This is a genomic window from Hymenobacter terrigena (assembly GCF_054776515.1).
Window position 1 is genome coordinate 439,135 of the sequence record NZ_BAAHBU010000003.1, and the last position, 16,713, is coordinate 455,847.

The window sequence follows — 16,713 nt, forward strand, 5'->3', positions numbered from 1 at the left end:
CTTTAATTCTGAGTTAACAAATGGACAGTCCGACCAAGCAAGCACTATTTCAACAAACGGCCGCCCGCCTCCAGGAGCAAGGCTTCACCATTGCCGCTCGGGATGAAGCCCGGCCCTGGGGCGGTTTCTTCGTCATTGATGAAGCCCAGGCCCAGGCTTTTGCCGATACATACTTCGAAGGATTATCGGCTGATTCGCTCCGCATTGCTGGTAAGCTCAGCCCCAAAATCCTGATAGTGGCCCCCAAGCAGCGGCTGAGCTGGCAATACCACCACCGCCGGGCCGAAATCTGGCAGGTTGTACAGGGCCCCGTGGGCGTGGCTACCAGCGACACCGACGAGCAGGGCGCCGTGAAAACCTATCAGGCCGGTGAGCGCATTGTGCTGCGGCAGGGCGAGCGGCACCGCTTGGTGGGCCTGCAAAGCTGGGGCATTCTGGCCGAAATCTGGCAGCACACCGACGCCGAAAGTCCTTCGGATGAAAGCGACATTGTGCGGGTGCAGGACGATTTCGGGCGTTAGGCGCACTGGCCCGGCAGCCGGAGTACCTTTGCCGCTTCTTTATCCCAGCAACTTTCCCGATGAACGGTACCGAACCGGCCACTCCCAGCGCTTTCGATAAAGCCCGCACCGGGCTCTGGACCAGCCTCCAGAAGCACTTGACCACGGTTTACGCCGCCGAAAGCGCCTTTGTCAAGGCCGTGGATTTCACGGATAGTTTTCCCTTCCCGGCCTCGGCGGCCAGCGAGCAGCAGCTGTACGATTACGAGCAGCAGCGCCGCGCCCTGCGCGATTTGTTCACCGATGAAACCACGCAGCTTGATACCCTCGTGAAGGCCATTCGCCAGAAGGGATACGCCGAGGACGAGAAGAAGCAACTGTACCTGCTGCTGCTGGGCTACATGGACATTGCCGCCACGATTTTCGCGCGGCTGCACACCCAGGTGCCCGTGCGCCAGCCCAAGGACGAGGCTTTGGATGAAACCACCGACCGGTTTGCCCGAGTCCAGAAATTTGCCCGGCTCAACATCAAAGGAATTGCGGGCTTATTGGGCGGTTTATAAGGTGGGGCGCAGCTACGTTAGTCGGTAGACTCGGCAGCTTGGTCGACGGTTAGAAGGGGCGGGGTTGGAGTAAGTTGTTGGAGAATAGTTGATTGGTGAAAACACGGCTTTTGGTCGTTTCTGGCCTTGGCACAGCGCTTGCGTTTGGAGAGACAGACGCGTCACCCAATCCATTCACTCTTCAACTTCTCTTTTCGTCATGAAAACTTCCCTGCTTTCGCTCCTCGCCACCGGCCTGCTCTTCGTTTCCACCGCTGCCTCGGCCGCTCCCGCTTTCGACCACGATAAAGACCTGCGCCGCCTGTCGCCCATCGAACGGGCCCGCTACGAAGCGGCCCAACGCCAACAGGAACAACGCCGCATTGCCCTGGAACGGGCCCGCTACGAAGCCAACCAACGCCGCTTAGAGCAGGACCGCGCCCGCCTCGCCGCCCAGCGCGAAGCCGCCGAGCGCGCCCGCTGGGAAGCCCAGCACCGCAATGACCGCGGCCACAGCTACGGCTACAACCGCCACTAATTAAGCCCGCTTAGCCTTTGACACATCCCCGGATTTCGCAAGATGTTCGGGGTTGTTCGCGTTATTAAGCAGCCCCAGCGCCCACAAAAAAATCCCCGCCGGTTGGGCGGGGATTTTTCTTGCAAAGCAGTCAGAAAACTTACTTGGCCAGTTTGGCTTTTAGGTTCTCGTCCAGCGCCGCCAGGAATTCCTCGGTGTAGAGGTAGTCGCGGCCGTGCTCCACCCTGTTGCCGTGGATGCAGACGGCGAGGTCTTTGGTCATCTTGCCGCTTTCCACGGTTTCGATGCACACGGCCTCCAGCGCGTGGCAGAAGTCGATGAGCTCCTGGTTGCCGTCGAGCTTGCCGCGGAACTCCAGGCCACGCGTCCAGGCGAAGATGCTGGCGATGGGGTTGGTGCTGGTGGGCTTGCCGGCCTGGTGGTCGCGATAGTGGCGCGTCACGGTGCCGTGGGCGGCTTCGGCCTCCATTACGGTGCCGTCGGGCGTCACCAGCGTGCTGGTCATCAGGCCGAGCGAGCCGAAGCCCTGGGCCACGGTGTCGCTCTGCACGTCGCCGTCGTAGTTTTTGCAGGCCCACACGAAGTTGCCGTTCCACTTCAGCGCCGAGGCCACCATGTCGTCAATCAGCCGGTGCTCGTAGGTGATGCCGGCGGCCTTGAACTTGGCCAGGTAGTCCTGCTCGTAAATTTCCTGGAAGATGTCCTTGAAGCGGCCATCGTACTTCTTCAGGATGGTGTTTTTGGTGCTCAGGTACAGCGGCCAGCCTTTCATCAGGGCCTGGTTGAAGCAGGCGTGCGCGAAGCCGCGAATCGACTCGTCGGTATTGTACATGGCCAGGGCCACGCCGTCATTCTTGAAGTTGAACACTTCAAACGACTGCGTTTCGCCGCCATCTTCGGGCTGGAAGGTAATGGTGAGCTTGCCCTTGCCTTTGGTCACGAAATCGGTGGCGCGGTACTGGTCGCCGAAGGCGTGGCGGCCGATGCAAATCGGGGCCGTCCAGTTGGGCACCAGGCGGGGCACGTTGCTCATCACAATGGGCTCGCGGAACACGGTGCCGTCCAGGATGTTGCGGATGGTACCGTTCGGCGACTTCCACATCTGCTTCAGGCCGAACTCCTTCACGCGCTCCTCGTCGGGGGTGATGGTAGCGCACTTGATGCCCACGCCGTACTGCTTGATGGCGTTGGCCGAGTCGATGGTTACCTGGTCGTTGGTCTCGTCGCGGTACTCGATGCCAAGGTCGTAGTACTTAATATCGAGGTCGAGGTAGGGCGTGATGAGCTTGTCCTTGATGAATTTCCAGATGATGCGCGTCATCTCGTCGCCGTCGAGCTCTACTACGGGGTTGGCTACTTTGATTTTGGTCATTTCCGCTACGGAATAAGGTTTAAGATAATAGGTGGTTGATATGCATGTGGTTAAATCCGGCCGGGAGTTTAACGATTGTGCCGTTCTCCCGGAGCCAGGCAACCAACAAAGGGTAAAAATAGGCCAGCACGGGCAGAAGCCGGGTTGCCAGTCGCAGGCAAATTTTTCCGGCTACGGCTCGACAGCTCGTTGAGTAAAGCAGTCGTTGCCGTAACCTGCTGGCCAACTGCTGCTAGACGTGTAATATCTGCCTTGGCTGCTGTACCAAAATTTCTCGCGGTTTAGGCTGATGCAAAGCGCCGTCCCGCGACGGCATTCGACGGACGACCCTGCAAACAACTACCTAAACGCTGTGGAAAAGCAAACCCGAATACGCTGATGCGTGCTCGATTGGGCCGCGGCTACGGGCTGCCACGCAAGCCTGATAGAAGATGCGACAAATGAGGATAAAAAAAATATTGGATAATTAACCAATATTTACTAACCTTGCTTAACGATTGAGTAAAATAGGATTGGCTGGTGAGGAGGCTTAAACTCAATTAACTACTTGATAAAAAAAGCTATTGATTTCAGTAGCGCATGTGCTTCTGTCTAAATTGCAAGCTCGTTTGTGCGTGTTTTTCACAAACGATTGTGTAAAATCTCAAACTCCCACCCACTTTTTTTCTCATGAAAAAGCCTGTACCCAAAATGCGCCGGATGACTCTGCCGGTCCTGATGTGCTGCCTGCCTTTGCAACCGCTACTGGCGGTGGCCCCGGCAAGCTCTTCGATTGAAGTGATGCAACCCGCAGCTCCCATCTCGGGCCGCGTACTTGACGAAAAAGGCGCGGGCCTGCCCGGCGTGACCGTGCTGGTGAAAGGCACCAGCACCGGTACCCAGACCGACGCCGACGGCCGCTTCAGCCTGGATGCTCCCGCCGATGCCACGCTGGTCTTCTCTTTCGTGGGCTACAAAACGCAGGAGGCGGCCGTGGGCGGGCGCAGCAGCATCGACGTGCGCCTGGCCACCGATACCCAAGGCCTGAGCGAAGTGGTGGTGGTGGGCTACCTGGCCCAGGACCGCCAGAACGTGACCAGCGCCGTGAGCACCCTAGACGTGAAAGAAGCCACCAAAGCCCCGGTGGCCACTGCTACCCAAGCGCTGCAGGGCCGCGTGGCCGGCGTGCAGGTGCAAAGCTCGGGCGGCCCCGGCGATACTCCGGTGATTACCATTCGGGGCATTGGCACGCTGGGCAATGCCGCCAGCGGGCCGCTGTACGTGATTGACGGGCTGTGGACGGACAATATCCGCGACCTGAACCCGAACGACATCGAAACCCTGAACGTGCTGAAGGATGCGTCGTCGACGGCCATCTACGGGTCGCGCGGGGCCAATGGCGTGGTTCAAATCACAACCAAAAAAGGCAAAGCCGGCGCGCCGAGCATTGGCGTGAATGCGTACGCCGGCGTCGACAACGTGTATAAGCGCTACAAGCTGACCAACGCCAGCGAATGGGCCGACCGGGCCGTGCAGGCCTACGCCAATGCCGGCATCGACCCGCTGAATGCGGGCCAGAACAGCCTAGCTGGTGCCGTGAAAGGCCCGGGCGGAGCCTTCAACCCCAACGTGGACACGGACTGGCAAAAGGAGTTTTTCCGGACCGGCCGCGTGGAAGATTACAACGTGAACTTCTCGGGGGGTACGGCTTCGGGCCGCGATGCTTCCAACTTTCTGGTATCGGCCGACTACTTTCATCAGCAGGGCGTGGTGAAGGGCCCCGACTTTGAGCGCTACAGCCTGCGCCTCAACTCGGGCCTGACGCGGGGGCGCTTCCGGTTTCAGGAAAATGCCCAGCTCACGCACCTCAATACCACGCTGCTGAACGGCTTCCCGTTCATCGACGTGCTGCTGATGCTGCCCAGCATCCCGGTGTACGACCCGAAAAACCTCGGCGGTTTTGGGGTGGGTTCAACCACACTCAACACGTTTGCTACCAACCCCATCGGGGCGCAGTCGCTGCTGAACCGCACGCAGAACGACAACCGGCTGGCCGGCAACGTGGGAGTGGATTTCTCGATTTTCGATTTCCTGACTTACCGCCTGAACGCGGCCATCGACGGGCACATGTACGGCAACGCCGACGCCCAGCAGCTGGGCATTATCCGCCAAAACACTCAGATTAATACCTCGTCGCTGAGCGAGTTTCAGGGCTACGACGTGTTTTTGCTGGCCGAAAACACCCTGAATTTCACCAAAACCTTTGGCGACAACCACGTGAATGCGCTGGTGGGCTACTCGGAGCAGCGCTACCGGCAGCACAACACCACCGTGCAGCGGCAGGGCTTCACCAGCGTGCCACAGTACTACTTTGAGCTGGATGCCGGCGCTACTTCGGGCATCAGCGGGGGCTCGACGGTGGAGAATTCGAAACGGTCATTTTTCTCACAGGTGACCTACGACTATAAAAACCGCTACCTGATATCGGGCAGCTTCCGTCGCGATGGGTCGTCGAAGTTTGCGCCGGCCGACCGGTGGGGCAATTTCGGGGCCGGCTCGCTGGGCTGGCGCGTGAGCGAGGAGGATTTCTTCAAGGATGCCCTGCCTATAGTGAGCAACCTGAAACTGCGGGCCAGCTACGGGGTGAACGGCAACGACGGCCTGGGCGGGGCCTACGGCGGCAACTATCTCACGGCGCCCATCATCAACCAGAACGTGAACTACGTGGACGGCAACGGCAACATCGTGAACGGCTCGGCCCAAATCACGCTGAGCAGCCCCGGCCTGCAATGGGAGGAGCGGTACACGAAAAACGCCGGCCTGGACCTGGGCCTGCTGAGCAACCGGCTCACGCTGTCGGCCGACTACTACGTATCGGAAACGCGCAAGGCGCTGGCGCCGGTGGTGGTGCCGGTGTACCTGGGCAACTTCGGCGGGGCCGTGTACCAGAACGCGGGCAACCTGGAGAACCGCGGCTTTGAGCTGGCGGTGGGCTACCACGAAAACCGCAATGCCTTCACCTACGGGGCCGATTTTACCCTGACCACGATTCACAACGAAATCACCAAGGTGCCGACCGAGGGCCAGGCCTTCGTGGACGGTATTGGCCTGACGCGCTCGGTGGTAGGGCAGCCGGTGGGCGAGTTCTACCTGATTCCGTTCGACGGCATCTTCCAGTCGGCCGACGAGGTGAAAAATTATAAGAATGCCGCTGGCAAAGTCATTCAGCCCTACGCCTCCGCCGGCGACGTGCGCTACAAGGATACCAACGGCGACGGCGTGATTGATACCAAGGACCGGATATTTGCGGGCAGCCCCATTCCCAAGCTGCAGATGGGCCTGAACCTGACCGCCGCCTATAAGGGGATTGACGTGTCGGTGTTCCTGCAGGCCGTGACCGGCAACAAGGTATTCAACCGGGGCCGCGCCGCCCTGGAGTATTACAACGGCCCGAACAATTACGAGGCCGACGTGCTGCCCTGGACGCCCCAAAACCCCTCCACCACCACGCCGCGCCTGCTGCAGGGCGGCAGCCCTGACCCCGCACTGGCCCAGGCCGCTAGCTCCAACGCCATGTTCAACACCACGCGCTGGCTCGAAGACGGCTCGTACCTGCGCCTGAAAAACGTGCAGATTGGCTACACCTTCCCGAAAACCCTGACCAGCCACGTGCCCAGCCTGGGCAGCGTGCGGGTGTACGTGACCGGCCGCAACGTGGTGACCTTCACCAAATACAAGGGCTTCGACCCCGAGTTTACCGGCACAGAGTTTTACGGCCGGGGCATCGACGACGGGGCTTACCCCAACGTGCGCACGTTCACGGGCGGCCTGCAAGTCAACTTCTAAAATTCCGGCCGGGCCGCCCGCACGGCGGCCCCCGCAAATCGTCTTTTTCTTACGCTCATGAACTTCCCCAAAACTCCCACATTGCTGCTGGCGGGCAGCTTGCTGCTGCTGGCCACGGGTTGCCAGAAAGACCTACTGGACAAAACCAACCCCAACGCGCCGTCCACGGCGCAGTTCTGGAAAACCTCCGACGACGCCATCAAGGGCGTTTATGCCTGCTACTCGGGGGTGCAGCAGTACGCTTGCTACGGCCATTCCTGGCAGTTTATCACGGCCCGTTCCGACGAGTCGTATAGCCAAAGCCCCTTCGTGGACCTGGCCATTTTCACCCGTTTCATTCAGAACGACAACAACTTCTTCATCTCTTCCTTCGCCTGGAACGACTACTACCGCACCATCTACCGCACCAACCAGGTACTGACGCACGTGCCCGACATCCCGATGGATGCCGCGCTGAAGGCCCGCCTGATGGCCGAAGCCCGGTTTGTGCGGGCGCTGATGTATTTCGACTTGGATTCCTTCTTCGGCAACGTGCCCCTCATCACCACCGAATCGGTGGTGTCGACCCGCGCCCCGCAGGCCACGCCGGCCCAGGTAGAAGCACAGGTGATTGCCGACCTGATTGCCGCCATCCCGGACCTGCCCCTGACCTATACCGGGGCCGATAAGGGCCGGGCCACCAAGGGCGCAGCCCAGGCCTTATTGGCCAAAATGTATATGCAGCAGCACAAGTACGCTGAAGCCTCAACGCTGTTTGCGGCCATCATTGGCTCGAATACCTACTCGCTGGTACCCAATTACCTCGACAACTTCACCGAAACCAACGAGAACAACAGCGAGTCGTTGTTTGAGGTGCAGTACGTGGGGCTGCCCCTGGACGTAGGCCAGGGCCAGGACAATGCTTCGGCTTCTGAGGCCTACGACCGGCCCAACTTCTTCGGGCCACCCATCTACTCGTTTTCCGACGTGCAGCCCCGCCGCTGGCTGCTCGATGCCTACACCGACTCGACGGTGACCCCGGTACCCGGTAGCAGCGTGAAGCACCGCATCGACCCGCGCCGCGATATCTCCATCATCAGCAGCGTCAACCCTGACCAGTTCTACGGCAAAACCTTCGCCCAACTGGGCTACAACCCCAGCCAGCAGTACTGGCGCAAGTACCTGAACGACCGGACCCGTACCACGCCCGAAAACTTCACGTCGGGCATCAACTTTCGCGTCATCCGCTACGCCGACGTGCTGCTGCTGCAAGCCGAAGCGCTAAATGAGCTGGGCCGCACGGCCGATGCCGTGGCCCTTGTGAACCAAGTGCGCCAGCGCCCCAGCGTGAACCTGGCCCCGCTCGACCCGGCTGCCTTCACCCAAGCCAGCCTGCGCCTGCGCATGCGCGCCGAGCGCGGCAAGGAACTGGCCGGCGAAGGCCAGCGCTGGTTCGACATCCTGCGTTGGGGCCTGCTGGACAATCAAGCCGGCCTCGATGATTTGAAAACCCGCGACGCCGACTTCTCCAACTTCGTGCTCGGCAAATCGAAGCTGCTGCCCATTCCGCAGTCAGATATTGACATCGACCCCAACATCAAGCAAAACCCGGGGTACTAGCGGTTGGTAAGCAAGCCGTTGGCTGGGGCTGCAACCCGGGCCGACGGTTTTGCCAGCTGGCGAGCCTTCTGCGCTATGAATAACCTGACTCGTGTGCGTGGCCAGCTGCTGGCCCTGGCGGGGCTGGCCCTGAGCGGGCCGGCCTGCCAGCGGGCGGCCGTGCCGGGCGTGGCGGGCGCAGCCGTGCCAGCGGCGCGCGTCGCCACTTTTCAGAACCCGCTGCTGCCCGTGGGCCCCGACCCATTCGTGAGTCAGAAAGGCGGCTTTTACTACTACACGCACACCACGGGCACGAACCTGACCCTCTGGAAAACGGCCACCATGTCGGGCCTGCCCACGGCCCCGAGCTGGGTGGTCTGGACGCCGCCCGCGCAGGGTAAGGCCGCCGGCAACCTGTGGGCACCGGAGCTGTATTCCTTCGATGGCAAGTGGTACCTCTACTACACGGCCGGCCCGGCGGGGCACAACCTGGGCCACCAGCGCATCTGGGTGCTGGAAAACCCCGCCGCCGACCCCACCACCGGCACCTGGACCGACAAAGGCCAGCTCGCCAGCCCGGCCGGCGATTTCTGGGCCATCGACGGCACGGTGCTGGCGCAGCAAGGGCGGCGCTACCTCGTCTGGTCGGGGCACAACGGCACCGATGACGTGCAGCGCCTCTACATTTCCCAGCTCCGCAACCCCTGGACCCTGACCGGCCCGCGCGTGGAGCTGTCGCACCCGGAATACCCCTGGGAAACCGTGGGCCCGCCCTACGTAAACGAAGGCCCCGAAATCCTGCAGCACGGCGGCCGCACGTTTCTGGTGTATTCGGCCAGCTTCTGCGGCTCCGATGCCTACGCGCTGGGCATGCTCACGGCCCGCCGCACCGCCGACCCGCTGCTGCCGGCTTCGTGGACGAAATCGGCGCAGCCGGTATTCGCTCAACGGCCCGCCAGCCGCGCCTACGGCACCGGGCACAATTCCTTCTTCCGGTCGAAAGACGGGACGGAGGACTGGATTATCTACCACGCCAATGCCAACCCCGCCGAAGGCTGCGAAAACCACCGCAGCCCGCGCATGCAAAAATTTACCTGGAACGCCGACGGTACCCCGCACTTCGGCGTGCCAGTGGCCATCGATTCGGCCCTGGCCAAACCAGCCGGCGAATAGGCGTGCTGCTCTTCTCAAACCTCTTTGCCAAACCCACCCATGATGCCCACGCTACACTTGATGAATGATAAAATAAGCGCAGGTGCGCCGCGCCGCCGCTGGCTGCTGCTGTGGCTGCTGCTGGCGCTGGGCTGGGCCCCGCCCCGCGCCCATGCCCTCCAGGGCGCGCTGGGCGTGCACGACCCGTCCACCATCGTTAAAAGCGGCAATACCTATTGGGTATTCGCCACCGGCCAGGGCATCTACAGCATGTATTCGACCGACCTGGTGAAGTGGACGCCGGGGCCGCGGGCATTATTTGTTAACAACGCTTACCCTAGCTGGATTAACACGAAAGTGCCGGGCTTCACCGGCAATTTCTGGGCCCCGGAGTGCGTGTATCAGAACGGCAAATATTACCTCTACTATTCCTGCTCTACGTTTGGCTCGAAGGTGTCGACCATCGGCCTGGCCACCAATGCTACGCTGGACCCCACCAGCCCCAACTACCGCTGGGTAGACGAAGGGGAGGTGATATCGACCACCAGCACCAGCCCGGTAAATGCCATCGACCCGGCCATTTTCCGGGATGCCAGCAACAATCTCTGGCTCACGTATGGCTCCTTTTTCGGAGGCATCCGCATTACGCAGCTCGATGCTGCTACGGGCAAGCCGCTGGGCACTACGCAGGCCGCCGTGGCCAACGGTGGTGTAGAAGCCTCCTACGTGAAGCAGCACGGCAGCTGGTACTACCTGTTCATCAACCGGGGCACCTGCTGCCAGGGCACCAGCAGCACCTACTACATTCAGGTGGGGCGCTCGGCTTCGCCCACCGGCCCCTTTCTCGATAAAACCGGGGCCGACCTGAACAACAACGGCGGCACGCTGCTGCTCAACGCCTCCGGGCGCTACATTGGGCCGGGCCACACCGGCATCTTCGAGGAAAACGGCAGCACTTATTTCTCACACCATTACTACGACGGCTACGATGCCGGTGCGCCCAAGCTGGGCCTGGCCCAGCTGACCTGGGACGCCGCGGGCTGGCCTGTAGTCAGCCGCGATTGGGTACGCCCGGGCCGATACGAAATTGCCACGCCTGGTAACGGCTTGGTGTGGGCCGCCGGCTGCGCCAGCGGCCCGGCCATCACGCAGGCTGCCCGCACCGGGCAGCCCTGCCAGCAGTGGGATTTCACGGCCCTGGGCAATGGCGACTACAAAATAACCAGCGCCCAGGGCGGGCAGGCCGCCAGCGTAGCCAACTGCTCCGATGCCAACGGGGCCCTGCTCCAGCTCAGCCCCTACGCCGCCAACGACTGCCAGCAGTACCACCTCGACCGCGCCAGCGACAACACTCTCACCTTCGCCTCCCTCAATGGCAACCGCGTGGTGGAGGTACCGTTTGCTTCGGCCAATGCCGGCGTGCAGCTGGGCCTGTTCGACTACAACGGCTGCACCTGCCAGCACTGGAATCTGGTTAGCACCGCACTAGGCACTGCCGCTAGCCAGCTGCTGCCGGGCCTGAGCATCTATCCGGTGCCAGCGGGGCCGAGCGGCTTCGCCGTGGCCCTGGAGGCCAATAATGGTCTGGATGCGCCTTCGGTAGCAGTGTTTAATTTACATGGTCAGCTGGTGTACCGACAGGACTACAGTGCACAGCAAACCAGTCTGCTGGTAACCACGCCGCTGGCTGCGGGCCTGTACCTTGTGCGAGTGCAGCGCGGCGCGGCCGTGGCTACCCAAAAAATTGCCGTTCAGTAGGGAGCAGGAGAGTTGCCGCCGCTGCTTTTTTAACCTTCACGTCCCCATTCATTTCCCACCTCACTCCATGATTTCATTTCGTCGTTCCGGGCTGCTGGCCGTAACATTGCCCGGCCTGCTGTTGCTGGCCGCCTGCGGGTCTCACCAATCGGCAGAGCAATCCACCACGACGGCTCCGGCCGCCGATTCCACCCAAACGAAAGCTGCCACCATGCCCACGTCCGCCTCTTTCGGCAAAGCCCTCGACGGCACCGAAGTTCAACTTTACACCCTCACCAATAAGCAGGGCGCCAAAGCCACCATCACCAATTACGGCGGCACCCTCGTGGGCCTAGTGATGCCTGACCGGGATGGCAAAATGGGCGATGTCGTGCTCGGCTTAGATAACGTGAGCGACTACCAGAGCCCGGCCTTCCGCAAGGCCAATCCCTACATCGGTGCGCTCATCGGCCGCTACGGCAACCGCATTGCCAAGGGCAAATTCACCATCGACGGCAAAGCCTATCAAGTGGGCGTGAACAATGGCCCCAACTCGCTGCACGGCGGCAAAGTGGGCTACGACCAGAAAATCTGGGAGGCCACGCCCGGCACCTCGCCCGATGGCCAGACCCTGACCCTGAAATACCTGAGCAAGGACGGCGAAGAAGGCTACCCCGGCAACCTGCAGGTTACGGTGGTCTACACCCTGACCGACAACAACGCCCTGCGCATCGACTACACCGCCACCACCGACAAGGCCACGCCCGTCAACCTCACCAACCACGCCTATTTCAACCTGAGCCACGGCGTGAGCAAGGACATTCTCAAGCACGAAGTGACCTTGCCCGCCGACCGCTACACGGTGGTGGATGCTGGCCTGATTCCGACCGGCGAGCTGCGCCCCGTTAAAGGCACGCCCTTCGATTTCACCACGCCCCACGCCATCGGCGAGCGCATTGCGCAGGTGCCCGGCGGCTACGACCACAACTGGGTACTGAACACCGAAACCGGCCAGCACCCCGCCGCCACCGTGTACGACCCCGCCTCGGGCCGCACTCTGGAGGTGACCACCGACCAGCCCGGCATCCAGTTCTACACCGGCAACTTCCTCGATGGCAGCCTCAAAGGCAAAGGCGGCACCGTGTACGGCCTACACGCCGGCTTCTGCCTCGAAACCCAGCACTTCCCCGATTCGCCCAACGAACCCAAATTCCCCAGCACCATCCTCCGGCCGGGCGAAACCTACCACACCACCAGCACCTACACGTTCGGCGTGCGGAAGTAGAAGAGGAGCGCGGACTTTAAGTCCATGCCTGATTAACCATACTATTCTGTCGCGGACCAAAAGTCCGCGCTACTATACTCATGCAACCCAACCCGACTCCCGCCTACGTTATCGGCATCGACTACGGCACCGACTCCGTCCGCGCCCTGCTGGTGGATGCCCGCACCGGCACCGAAGTAGCCCAGGCCGTACATCCCTACGCCCGCTGGAAAACCCTGCAGTTCTGCAACCCCACGCGCAACCAGTTCCGCCAGCACCCGCTCGACCACATCGAGGGCCTGGAGGCCGTGGTGCGCCGCGTGGCCCAGCACGTGCCCGCCGCCCAGGTTGTGGGCCTGGCCGTGGACACCACCGGCTCGACGCCCGGCCCCGTGAACGCGCAGGGCGTGGCTCTGGCCCTCACGCCCGGTTTCGAGAATAACCCGAACGCCATGTTCGTGCTCTGGAAAGACCACACGGCCCTGGCCGAAGCCGCCGAAATCAACCACAAAGCCCGCACCTGGGGGGGCGAGGACTACACCAAATACGAGGGCGGCATCTACTCTTCGGAGTGGTTCTGGGCCAAAATTATGCACGTTCTGCGCGAGGATGAGGCCGTTGCCGCGGCCGCTTACTCTTGGATGGAGCACTGCGACTGGCTGACTCTTCTGCTCACCGGTGGCGACCTGGCCACCTTCAAGCGCAGCCGCTGCGCCGCCGGCCACAAGGCCATGTGGCACGCAAGCTGGGGCGGCCTGCCCTCCGAGCAGTTTCTCCAGCACCTCGAACCAAAACTGGCCGGTTTACACAATCGATTATTCACCAAAACATACACCTCTGATGAGGTTGCCGGCCATCTTTCTGAGGAATGGGCCCAACGCCTGGGTTTGACTACCAATACCGTGGTGGCGGTGGGTTCTTTTGATGCCCACGCGGGGGCCATTGCGGGCGAAATTGAAGCCTATTCGATGGTGAAGGTGATGGGAACTTCGACCTGTGATATCGTGGTAGCGCCCACGGCCGAAGTTGGGGACCACCTCGTGGCCGGCATCTGCGGGCAGGTGGATGGCTCCGTTATTCCGGGCATGCTGGGCCTGGAGGCTGGGCAGTCGGCCTTCGGCGATTTGCTGGCCTGGTTCCGCAACATTGTGGAATGGCCGCTGCAGAATGTGCTGCAGCACTCCAAAGTCCTCACGCCGGAGCTGCAAGCGGCTTTGCGCGAGGAAATGAGCGACGCGTTACTGGTGCAGCTCAGCGAAGCCGCCGCTGCCGTAGACCCCGCCGAAAGCGCTGTCCTGGCCCTGGATTGGGTGAATGGCCGCCGCACGCCCGACGCCAACCAGGCCCTGAAAGGCGCCATCATGAATCTGACGATGGGCACCAACGCCCCCCAGATTTTCCGGGCGCTGGTGGAGGCCATTTGCTACGGCTCGAAGCAGATTGTGGAGCGGTTTGAGGCCGAAGGCATTCCCGTGAAGCAGGTTATCGGCATTGGCGGCGTGGCCAAGAAGTCGCAGTTCGTGATGCAGACGCTGGCCGACGTGCTCGACCGGCCCATCAAAATAGCGGTTTCGGAACAGGCCCCGGCTTTGGGTGCGGCCATGTACGCGGCCGTAGCCGCCGGTATTCAGCCCGACGTGACCACGGCGCAGAAAGCCATGGGTTCCGGCTTCGCCGAAACTTACCTGCCCAACCCTGCCCGCGTGGCCGATTACGCGGCCCGCTACGCGCAATACCAGGCTTTCGGCCGCTTCGTGGAAAGTGCGACAAGCGGCCCGGCCGAACCCGTTGTAGAACCCGAAACCGCTGCCATCACCACCGCATGAGCCAATACCAAACCCTGAAACAAGCCTGCTACGAGGCCAACATGCAGCTGCCCAAGCTCGGGTTGGTGCTCTTCACCTTCGGCAATGCCAGCGTGGTCGACCGCGAAAAGCGCGTGTTCGCCATCAAGCCCAGCGGGGTGCCCTACGAGCTGCTGAAGCCCGAGGACATCGTTATTCTCGACTTCGCCAACAACGTGCTGGAGGGGGAGAAGCGGCCTTCGTCGGACACCAAAACCCACGCCGTGCTCTACAGCCACTGGGAGCACATCGGCGGCATCGTGCACACGCACAGCACCTACGCCACCGCCTGGGCCCAGGCCCAACTGGATATTCCCATCCTCGGCACCACGCACGCCGACCACCTCACCGTCGACGTGCCTTGCGCCCCACCCATGGAAGACGCCATGATTGCCGGCGACTACGAGCACCAGACCGGCTGGCAAATCCTGAACGAATTCCAGCGCCGTGGCCTCTCGCCCACCGAAGTGGAAATGGTGCTGCTGGCCAATCACGCGCCCTTCACCTGGGGCAAGACTGTGGAGAAAGCCGTGTACAACAGCGCGGTGCTCGAAGAAGTAGCCCGCATGGCTTATCTCAGCTGCACCCTGCGGCCCGAAGTGCCGCGCCTCAAAGATGCCCTCATCCGCAAGCACTACGAGCGCAAGCACGGCGTGAATTCTTACTACGGGCAGTCCTGATGTAGCATGGACTCTGTGAGTCCGCGCATTGCACCACCCGCCCATCCAACCACCCATGCGCGGACTCGCAGAGTCCACGCTACAGACCACCCAAAACAATGATTGACATTTCGCACTACGAAGCCTGGTTCATCACCGGCACCCAGCACCTCTACGGCCCCGAAACCCTCGAAGAAGTGGCCCGCCACTCCCAAGAAATCGCCCGGGAGCTGGGCACCAAACTGCCCATCAAAATCGTCTACAAGCCCATTCTGAAAACGCCGCAGGAGATTTACAAGCTCATGCAGGAGGCCAACACGACTGCAAACTGCGTGGGCCTGATTGCCTGGATGCACACGTTTTCTCCTGCGAAAATGTGGATTAACGGCCTGAAAATTTTGCAAAAGCCGCTGGCGCACCTGCACACGCAGTTCAACCGCGACATTCCGTGGGCCGATATCGACATGGACTTCATGAACACCAACCAATCCGCGCACGGCGACCGGGAGTTTGGCTTCATCGGCGCGCGCATGGGTATCAAGCGCAAGGTGGTGGTGGGCCACTGGCAGAGCGCAGCCGTGCACGAGCGTCTGAGCATCTGGAGCCGCGTGGCTACGGCTTGGGCCGACTGGCAGGGCGCGAAATTCGTCCGCTTCGGCGACAACATGCGCTACGTGGCCGTGACCGAGGGCGACAAAGTGGAAGCCGAAATCAAGTTCGGCTACGAGGTGAATACCTACGGCATCGGCGACCTGGTGGCCGTGGTGAACGAGGTGAGCGACAGCCAGATTGACGAACTGCTGGCCACTTATGAGAAAGAATACGAGCTGGCCGACGACCTGCAAGCCGGTGGTGCGAAGCGTGATTCTTTGCGCGAAGCCGCCCGCATCGAGGCTGGCATGCGCAAATTCCTGCAGGACAAAGGCGCCAAGGGCTTCACCGACACCTTTGAGGACCTGCACGGCATGGCCCAGCTGCCCGGCATCGCCACCCAGCGCCTGATGGCCGAGGGCTACGGCTTCGGCGGCGAGGGCGACTGGAAGACCTCGGCCCTGGTGCGCGCCATGAAGGTGATGGGCGCCGGCCTGCCCGGCGGCAATTCCTTTATGGAGGACTATACGTACCATTTTGAGCCCGGCAACGAGCAGGTGCTCGGCTCGCACATGCTCGAAATCTGCCCCTCCATCGCCGCCGGCAAGGTGAAAGTGGAAGTGCACCCGCTGGGCATCGGCGGCAAGGCCGACCCCGCCCGTTTGGTGTTCAACTGCCCCGCCGGCCCGGCCCTGAATGCCACCATCGTGGACCTGGGCAACCGCTTCCGCCTCATCGTGAACGAAGTAGAAGCCGTGCTCCCGGCCGCCGACCTGCCCAAGCTGCCCGTGGCCCGCGTGCTCTGGAAAATCAAGCCCGACATGGCCACCGGCGCGGCCGCCTGGATTCTGGCCGGCGGCGCCCACCACACCGGCTACAGCCAGAACCTGACCGCCGAATACCTGGAAGATTTCGCCGAAATGGCCGGCATTGAGTTCGTGATTATCGATGCTGATACCAAGCTGCGGACCTTCAAAAACGAACTGCGCTACAACGAAGTAGCCTTTCGCGGGTAGGGGTGGGGCTTGCCCCGCCCGGTTGTCTGTGCCGACTTAACGAAACCGTTCAACGACGGGCAGGGACAAGCCCTGCCCCAACGGTTCAAAAACTC

Annotated in this window: 12 protein-coding genes; 11 read left to right on the forward strand and 1 reads right to left on the reverse strand. The window is 61.7% G+C overall.

What is annotated here, in order from left to right; genetic code table 11:
• Positions 1-20: 20 nt before the first annotated feature.
• From ACYU7Q_RS15025 to ACYU7Q_RS15035, 3 genes are all read left to right on the forward strand, one after another.
• A complete protein-coding gene (locus tag ACYU7Q_RS15025; RefSeq protein ID WP_460610257.1) occupies positions 21-521 on the forward strand; it encodes a cupin domain-containing protein in 501 nt (166 codons plus the stop codon).
• A gap of 59 nt (positions 522-580) precedes the next feature.
• Complete coding sequence (locus ACYU7Q_RS15030) at positions 581-1,063, forward strand: hypothetical protein (protein WP_460610258.1); 483 nt, start codon at positions 581-583, stop codon at positions 1,061-1,063.
• A 199-nt stretch (positions 1,064-1,262) separates the two neighbouring features.
• On the forward strand, positions 1,263-1,580 hold the full coding sequence (locus ACYU7Q_RS15035) for a hypothetical protein (protein WP_460610259.1): 318 nt from the start codon (positions 1,263-1,265) through the stop codon (positions 1,578-1,580).
• A 139-nt stretch (positions 1,581-1,719) separates the two neighbouring features.
• On the opposite strand, the gene ACYU7Q_RS15040 is transcribed toward ACYU7Q_RS15035, so the two are convergent.
• Positions 1,720-2,952, reverse strand: a complete 1,233-nt coding sequence (locus ACYU7Q_RS15040) for an NADP-dependent isocitrate dehydrogenase (protein WP_460610260.1) — start codon at positions 2,950-2,952, stop codon at positions 1,720-1,722.
• A gap of 669 nt (positions 2,953-3,621) precedes the next feature.
• On the opposite strand from ACYU7Q_RS15040, the gene ACYU7Q_RS15045 reads away from it, so the two are divergent.
• The 8 genes from ACYU7Q_RS15045 (at position 3,622) to araA (ending at position 16,618) form a co-directional block, all read left to right on the forward strand.
• Complete coding sequence (locus ACYU7Q_RS15045; RefSeq protein WP_460610261.1) at positions 3,622-6,777, forward strand: SusC/RagA family TonB-linked outer membrane protein; 3,156 nt, start codon at positions 3,622-3,624, stop codon at positions 6,775-6,777.
• Between the two features lie 57 nt (positions 6,778-6,834).
• Positions 6,835-8,376, forward strand: coding sequence for a RagB/SusD family nutrient uptake outer membrane protein (locus ACYU7Q_RS15050; RefSeq protein WP_460610262.1), 1,542 nt, complete (start codon positions 6,835-6,837; stop codon positions 8,374-8,376).
• Between the two features lie 75 nt (positions 8,377-8,451).
• Positions 8,452-9,528: a glycoside hydrolase family 43 protein gene (locus tag ACYU7Q_RS15055; RefSeq protein ID WP_460610263.1), complete on the forward strand. Its 1,077-nt coding sequence runs from the start codon at positions 8,452-8,454 to the stop codon at positions 9,526-9,528.
• A 39-nt stretch (positions 9,529-9,567) separates the two neighbouring features.
• The gene (locus ACYU7Q_RS15060; protein WP_460610264.1) at positions 9,568-11,265 is read left to right on the forward strand and encodes a family 43 glycosylhydrolase; all 1,698 of its coding nucleotides are present in this window, start codon (positions 9,568-9,570) and stop codon (positions 11,263-11,265) included.
• A gap of 67 nt (positions 11,266-11,332) precedes the next feature.
• Positions 11,333-12,529: an aldose epimerase family protein gene (locus ACYU7Q_RS15065; RefSeq protein WP_460610265.1), complete on the forward strand. Its 1,197-nt coding sequence runs from the start codon at positions 11,333-11,335 to the stop codon at positions 12,527-12,529.
• Positions 12,530-12,609: 80 nt separating this feature from the next.
• Positions 12,610-14,334: a ribulokinase gene (locus ACYU7Q_RS15070; RefSeq protein WP_460610266.1), complete on the forward strand. Its 1,725-nt coding sequence runs from the start codon at positions 12,610-12,612 to the stop codon at positions 14,332-14,334.
• Positions 14,331-15,032, forward strand: coding sequence for an L-ribulose-5-phosphate 4-epimerase (locus ACYU7Q_RS15075; protein WP_460610267.1), 702 nt, complete (start codon positions 14,331-14,333; stop codon positions 15,030-15,032). The genes ACYU7Q_RS15070 and ACYU7Q_RS15075 overlap by 4 nt, the downstream gene beginning before the upstream one ends.
• Before the next feature lie 98 nt (positions 15,033-15,130).
• Complete coding sequence (gene araA / locus ACYU7Q_RS15080) at positions 15,131-16,618, forward strand: L-arabinose isomerase (RefSeq protein ID WP_460610268.1); 1,488 nt, start codon at positions 15,131-15,133, stop codon at positions 16,616-16,618.
• Positions 16,619-16,713: the final 95 nt, after the last annotated feature.

Bases quoted from the DNA above. Each gene is read 5' to 3' on its own strand.
- ACYU7Q_RS15030 (WP_460610258.1), top strand. From the start codon at position 581: ATGAACGGTACCGAACCGGCCACTCCCAGCGCTTTCGATAAAGCCCGC.
- ACYU7Q_RS15045 (WP_460610261.1), top strand. From the start codon at position 3,622: ATGAAAAAGCCTGTACCCAAAATGCGCCGGATGACTCTGCCGGTCCTG.
- ACYU7Q_RS15065 (WP_460610265.1), top strand. From the start codon at position 11,333: ATGATTTCATTTCGTCGTTCCGGGCTGCTGGCCGTAACATTGCCCGGC.
- ACYU7Q_RS15025 (WP_460610257.1), top strand. From the start codon at position 21: ATGGACAGTCCGACCAAGCAAGCACTATTTCAACAAACGGCCGCCCGC.
- ACYU7Q_RS15040 (WP_460610260.1), bottom strand. From the start codon at position 2,952: ATGACCAAAATCAAAGTAGCCAACCCCGTAGTAGAGCTCGACGGCGAC.
- ACYU7Q_RS15060 (WP_460610264.1), top strand. From the start codon at position 9,568: ATGATGCCCACGCTACACTTGATGAATGATAAAATAAGCGCAGGTGCG.
- araA (WP_460610268.1), top strand. From the start codon at position 15,131: ATGATTGACATTTCGCACTACGAAGCCTGGTTCATCACCGGCACCCAG.
- ACYU7Q_RS15035 (WP_460610259.1), top strand. From the start codon at position 1,263: ATGAAAACTTCCCTGCTTTCGCTCCTCGCCACCGGCCTGCTCTTCGTT.
- ACYU7Q_RS15050 (WP_460610262.1), top strand. From the start codon at position 6,835: ATGAACTTCCCCAAAACTCCCACATTGCTGCTGGCGGGCAGCTTGCTG.
- ACYU7Q_RS15055 (WP_460610263.1), top strand. From the start codon at position 8,452: ATGAATAACCTGACTCGTGTGCGTGGCCAGCTGCTGGCCCTGGCGGGG.
- ACYU7Q_RS15075 (WP_460610267.1), top strand. From the start codon at position 14,331: ATGAGCCAATACCAAACCCTGAAACAAGCCTGCTACGAGGCCAACATG.
- ACYU7Q_RS15070 (WP_460610266.1), top strand. From the start codon at position 12,610: ATGCAACCCAACCCGACTCCCGCCTACGTTATCGGCATCGACTACGGC.